General features: G+C 60.9%; 6 protein-coding genes. 5 read left to right on the top strand and 1 reads right to left on the bottom strand.

What is annotated here, in order from left to right:
* From OQK_RS21045 to OQK_RS21025, 5 genes are all read left to right on the top strand, one after another.
* A partial coding sequence (locus tag OQK_RS21045; RefSeq protein WP_038861499.1) for an N-formylglutamate amidohydrolase occupies positions 1-517 on the top strand: 517 nt, incomplete at its 5' end.
* Between the two features lie 54 nt (positions 518-571).
* On the top strand, positions 572-1,921 hold the full coding sequence (locus OQK_RS21040; protein WP_016774126.1) for an APC family permease: 1,350 nt from the start codon (positions 572-574) through the stop codon (positions 1,919-1,921).
* 118 nt (positions 1,922-2,039) lie between these two features.
* The gene (locus tag OQK_RS21035) at positions 2,040-3,056 is read left to right on the top strand and encodes an arginine N-succinyltransferase (protein WP_016774125.1); all 1,017 of its coding nucleotides are present in this window, start codon (positions 2,040-2,042) and stop codon (positions 3,054-3,056) included.
* A gap of 49 nt (positions 3,057-3,105) precedes the next feature.
* Positions 3,106-4,140, top strand: a complete 1,035-nt coding sequence (gene astA / locus OQK_RS21030; protein ID WP_016774124.1) for an arginine N-succinyltransferase — start codon at positions 3,106-3,108, stop codon at positions 4,138-4,140.
* A 154-nt stretch (positions 4,141-4,294) separates the two neighbouring features.
* Positions 4,295-5,164: an isocitrate lyase/PEP mutase family protein gene (locus OQK_RS21025; protein WP_016774123.1), complete on the top strand. Its 870-nt coding sequence runs from the start codon at positions 4,295-4,297 to the stop codon at positions 5,162-5,164.
* Between the two features lie 132 nt (positions 5,165-5,296).
* Here the strand turns inward: OQK_RS21025 and OQK_RS21020 are convergent, their stop codons facing one another.
* Complete coding sequence (locus OQK_RS21020) at positions 5,297-5,599, bottom strand: hypothetical protein (RefSeq protein ID WP_016774122.1); 303 nt, start codon at positions 5,597-5,599, stop codon at positions 5,297-5,299.
* Between the last annotated feature and the right edge of the window lie 177 nt (positions 5,600-5,776).

Here is a 5,776-nt window from a genome sequence, read left to right as displayed (position 1 = left end):
GCTCAGCGCCAATTATTCACGGCTGCTGATCGACCTCAACCGCCCGCGCCATGCGCCGGACAGCATCCCGCTGCAGAGCGAGATCTACCCGATACCCGGCAATCGCGAGCTGGATGAGGCGACCCGCGAGTACCGGCGCCAGACGTTGTTCAAACCGTTTCACGCGCGCTTGCAGACCTTGATCGACGAGCGCATTGCCAAAGGTCTGCCGGTGCGTGTGGTCGGTATTCACAGTTTCACCCCGGTGTATTACGGCCAGCCGCGACCACTGGAAGTCGGCGTGTTGTTCGGCCAGGCCCAGGACTATGCTCAGCGCCTGCTCGACGGGTTGCAAGCGCACCCGCTGAAAGTCGCGGGCAACCAGCCGTACAAAATTGACCCGCTGGGCGATATGACCGTGCCCGTGCACGGTGATGCCAGGGGCCTTGAGGCGGTGCTGATCGAGGTGCGCAATGATCTGCTGCGCAGCCCCGAAGCGGTTTCGCGCTGGGCAGGTTACCTCGCACCTTTGCTGTAAACGATGGACCGATAAAACATAAACCGACCGATGGCTGACAAGGAGTTGCGCTTCATGGAAATTGAAGAATTCGGCTACAAGCAAGAGTTGAAACGTAGCCTGACGCTGACCGATCTGGTGGTGTACGGGATGATCTTCATGATCCCCATCGCCCCGTTCGGTGTGTATGGCTACGTCAACGCCGAAGCACCGGGGATGGTGCCGCTGGCGTACATCATCGGCATGGTGGCAATGCTGTTCACCGCGCTGAGTTACGGCAGCATGGCCAAGGCCTTTCCGATTGCCGGCTCCGTATATTCCTACGCCCAGCGCGGCCTCAATCAACATGTCGGTTTCATCGCTGGCTGGCTGATGCTGCTCGATTACCTGCTGATTCCACCGCTGCTGTACCTGTATTCGGCGATGGCGCTCAACCATTTGTACCCGGACATTCCCAAGGTCGGCTTCATCCTGGCGTTTCTGGTCAGCGCGACGTTCGTCAACCTGCGCGGCATCACCTTCACCGCGCGGATGAACATGCTGTTCCTGCTGGCACAACTGGTGGTGCTGGGCATCTTCCTGTTCTACGCCTGGAACGCCCTGCACAACGGTGGCGGTAACGGTGAGCTGACGCTGGCGCCGCTGTATCACCCGGAAACGTTCAACTTCGCCCTGCTGATGCAAGCCGTGTCGATCGCCGTGCTGTCGTTCCTCGGCTTCGACGCGATCTCCACCCTCGCCGAAGAAATCAAGGAAGATCCGGGCCGCAGTGTCGGCAAGGCAGCGCTGATCACTCTGGCAGTGATGGGCACGATTTTCGTCGTACAAACGTGGATCGCCACCGATCTGGCGGCAGGCATGGGTTTCAAATCCGCCGACACCGCGTTTTATGAAATTGCCGAAATCGCCGCTGGCAGCTGGCTCGCGACCCTGACCGCCGTCGCCACGGCGCTGGCCTGGGGCGTTGCTGTAGCGATCACCTCGCAGGCCGCCGTCTCGCGCCTGCTGTTCGGCATGGCCCGCGACGGCAAGCTGCCGAAGGTGCTAGCCAAGGTCCACCCGAAACACAACACGCCGTACCTGAGCATTTATCTGGTGGCGGTGTTGTCGCTGCTGATCTGCTACCTGTTCATCGACGCGGTCGACATTCTCACCTCGCTGATCAACTTCGGCGCCCTCAGCGGTTTCATGCTGCTGCACCTGACGGTGATCAACCACTACTGGCGTCGGCAGAAGTCGGGGCAGTTTGTGCGCCATCTGCTCTGCCCGGTGATCGGCTTCGTCATCGTTGCCGCCATCATGTACAACATGGGCGTCGATGCGCAGAAACTCGGCCTGATCTGGATTGCCCTGGGCCTGGTGTACCTGTTCTTCCTCAACAAGCTCGGCGCCAGCACAGCGCTGCCCGATCCGAGCAAAGGCTGACAAGAAAAAGAGCGGCGTCTGACAACAAATCAGGCGACCGCCGATTCAACGCGTGGAAACCGACAGTGATAGTCAGGTTCGGCGAATGGGCCGAACCTTTTGATACAGGAGTACATCCATGCTGGTCTTACGCCCAGTCGAGCAGAATGATCTGCCCCAGCTACAGCGCCTGGCCCGCGAGAGCCTGATCGGCGTGACCTCGCTGCCGGATGACAGCGAACACCTGCGCGAGAAAATCGCCGCGTCGTGCGCGTCCTTCGATAGCGCCGCCAAGGCGCAGGGGCCGGAGAACTACTTCTTCGTGCTGGAAGATCTCGAACGCCGGCAATTGGTCGGCTGCTCGGAAATCCTCGCCACCGCCGGCTTCAAGGAGCCGTTCTACAGCCTGCGCAACCGCCATTTCACCAGTGCTTCGCGGGAATTGAACATCGAGCACGGCGTACCGGCGTTGTCGCTGTGCCATGACCTCAGCGGGCATACCTTGCTGCGCGGTTTCCACATTGACGCCGCGTTGGTGCGCACGCCGTTTTCCGAATTATTGTCGCGAGCGCGCCTGCTGTTCATTGCTGCGCATGCACAGCGGTTCTCCGAGGCGGTGATCACCGAAATCGTCGGCTACAGCGACGAGCAGGGTCATTCGCCATTCTGGGATGCGCTGGGCAAGCACTTTTTCGATCTGCCCTACGCGGAAGCCGAGCGTCTGTGCGGTTTGCAGAGCCGCACGTTCCTCGCCGAACTGATGCCGCAATACCCGATCTACGTACCGATGCTGCCGCCAGCAGCGCAGGACTGCATCGGCCGCGTGCACCCGGACGGCCAGGAAGCCTTCGACATCCTCGCGCGGGAAGGCTTCGAAACCAACAGCTACATCGACCTGTTCGACGCCGGCCCGACCCTGTATGCGCGCACCGCGAACATTCGCTCGATCGCCGACAGCCAGACCGCCAGCGTCCGCCAACAAGCATCGACCGACGCCCGTGGCCGTTACCTGCTGAGCAACGACGCCCTGCATGACTACCGCGCGATGGTCACCGAACTCGACTATCACCCCGGTCAGCCGCTGTCCCTGACACCCGCCATCTGCGCGGCGCTGAAGGTCAGCGATGGCAGCTCGATACGGCTGGTCGCTCTGTGAGCCGCGTTAGCCATCCGCGCCTGAATCGGTACGCCAAAGGAGTTGGAGCATGATTGTCCGTCCGGTAAAAGTCAGCGACCTGCCTGCCTTGATGACCCTCGTCGAACAGGCAGGGCCAGGTTTCACCACCCTTCCTGCCAACGAAGACCGCTTGGCGCACCGGGTGCGTTGGGCACAACGGGCGTTCGCAGAACAGGTGGAGCGCGCCGATGCCGATTACCTGTTTGTCCTCGAGGATGATGAGCAGCGCGTGGTCGGTGTCAGCGCGATGGCCGGCGCCGTTGGCTTGCGCGAGCCCTGGTACAACTACCGGCTCGGCGTCACCGTCAGTTCGGCACCGGACCTGGGCATTCAGCGGCAGATCCCGACATTGTTCCTCAACAATGAACTGACCGGCCAATCGGAGCTGTGCTCGCTGTTCCTGCGCCATGACCAGCGCAACGGCAGCAATGGCCGCCTGTTGTCGCTGGGTCGCTTGCTGTTCGTCGCTGAATTTCCGCACCTGTTTGGCGAGAAGATGATCGCCGAACTGCGCGGCAGTGCCGATGAAAACGGTTGCTCGCCGTTCTGGGACAGCCTGGGCCGACACTTTTTCCAGATGGATTTCACCCACGCCGATCACTTGTCCGGCCTGGGCAACAAAGCCTTTATCGCCGAACTGATGCCGCGCCAGCCGCTGTACACCTGCCTGCTCACCGAACAGGCGCAGGCGGCGATCGGCCAGACGCATCCGAACACTCAACCAGCGTTGAAAATTCTTCAAGCTGAAGGCTTTGCGCACAAAGGCTACATCGACATTTTCGACGGTGGCCCGGTCATCGAGGCGCCAATCCGCAGCATCCGCACGGTGCGCGACAGTCTCGAACTGACCCTGAGCCTCGGCACCCCCGACGAGCAGGCGCCGCTGTGGCTGATTCACAACCGCCGGCTGGAAAACTGCCGCATCACCGCGGCCCACGGTCGACTGGTGGGCAACAGCCTGGTGGTTGATCGTCTCACCGCCAAGCGCCTGCAACTTCAGCCGGGAAATTCGGTGCGCGCGGTGCTCCTGCCCCATCAACAGCAACATGCCGTGGCGGCCTGATATTTCCGGCACGGGAGATTAAACCTTTCAGCCGCCAGTCCTGCCGCGCAAATTCGTCATGATTCTTGACCCATTCGCGTGATAGCCTTTTCATTCTTCGGCGTTGACACCTTTGCTCAAGCCTTTCCATTCCTTATGTATTGGTGGAACTCGTATGACCAGGCTTTCCCATCAAGATTTGCGCCGCAATTTCCGTCAGCTGCTGGCCTCCGACACCTGCTACCACACCGCTTCGGTGTTCGACCCGATGTCGGCCCGCATCGCCGCTGACCTGGGTTTTGAAGTAGGTATCCTCGGCGGTTCCGTGGCCTCGCTGCAGGTGCTTGGCGCACCGGACTTCGCCCTGATCACCCTCAGCGAATTCGCCGAACAGGCCACGCGCATCGGTCGCGTCGCCCAATTGCCAGTGATCGCCGACGCCGATCACGGCTACGGTAACGCTCTTAACGTGATGCGCACCATCGTCGAACTGGAACGCGCCGGCGTCGCTGCACTGACCATCGAAGACACCCTGCTGCCCGCGCAATTCGGGCGCAAATCCACCGACCTGATCACCGTGGCCGAAGGCGTCGGCAAGATCCGCGCGGCGCTGGAAGCCCGGGTCGATACGGAAATGGCGATCATCGCCCGCACCAATGCCGGCATTCTGCCGAACCAGGAAATCATCAGCCGCACCCGCCAATATCAGGCGGCGGGCGCTGACGGCATCTGCATGGTCGGCGTGCAGGACTTTGATCAACTGGAACAAATCGCCGAACATCTGACGGTGCCGCTAATGCTGGTCACCTACGGCAACCCGGCCCTGCGCGACGACAAACGCCTGGCCGAACTCGGTGTACGCGTGACCATCGACGGCCACGGCGCCTACTTCGCCGCGATCAAGGCCACCTATGACAGCCTGCGCGAACAGCGACAGATCTTTACCCAGGCCTCTGATCTGAGCGCGACCGAGTTGACCCACACCTATACCCAGCCGGAGGAATACATCCTCTGGGCCAAGGAATACATGAGCGTCAAGGAGTGACGGTGTGCCCGGGCTGACGCCATCGCTGGCAAGCCAGCTCCCACAGGGTTTTGTGTTGCACAAATAATCCATGTTTGGTCGCATAACCTGTGGGAGCCTGGCTTGCCAGCGATGAGGCCAGCCGCGACACCGCTAAACCGGCGTCTTATACCCCTCCTCCCGCTGCGCCGCCCGCGCCTGAATCACATTCAGAATCGCGCAGCCCTCGCGCATCAGCAGATGAACCGCGCTGGTCACCCGCGTCAGATCACAATCGGAAATGCCCTTGAGGTTAAGGCTGGCAAAGGTGTCGGCCAGATCGCGCACGACCACAAACCGGTGCATCGCACAGGCGGCCATGTCGCTGAGTTCAGTGTGGGTATTGATGAAGAGCACCGGGGATTCGGCGTCGTAGGTGTCGATGGGGAGATAGCGCGGCATTACTTGGTCGGTCATAAAGTTCACTCCAAAGAGGGGTCTGGTGCTGTATTCGACCGGCCAAGATCGTCGCAGAGTTATCTGCGAACGGAGACTATAAAAGTCGCGCCCAACGGCCGCAACCAGAGCTTCTGTCGGACTTTTCGGTATTTTTTGTACGCCGCCCTCGACTTCCACACTTCCCACAAAAAGCCC

Origin of the sequence: Pseudomonas sp. R62 (genome assembly GCF_000257605.1) — a bacterium.
Taxonomy (GTDB): Bacteria; Pseudomonadota; Gammaproteobacteria; order Pseudomonadales; family Pseudomonadaceae; genus Aquipseudomonas; species Aquipseudomonas atacamensis.
The sequence above is the reverse complement of the archived record's forward strand: the minus strand, read 5'-3'. Positions and strand labels throughout refer to the sequence as shown.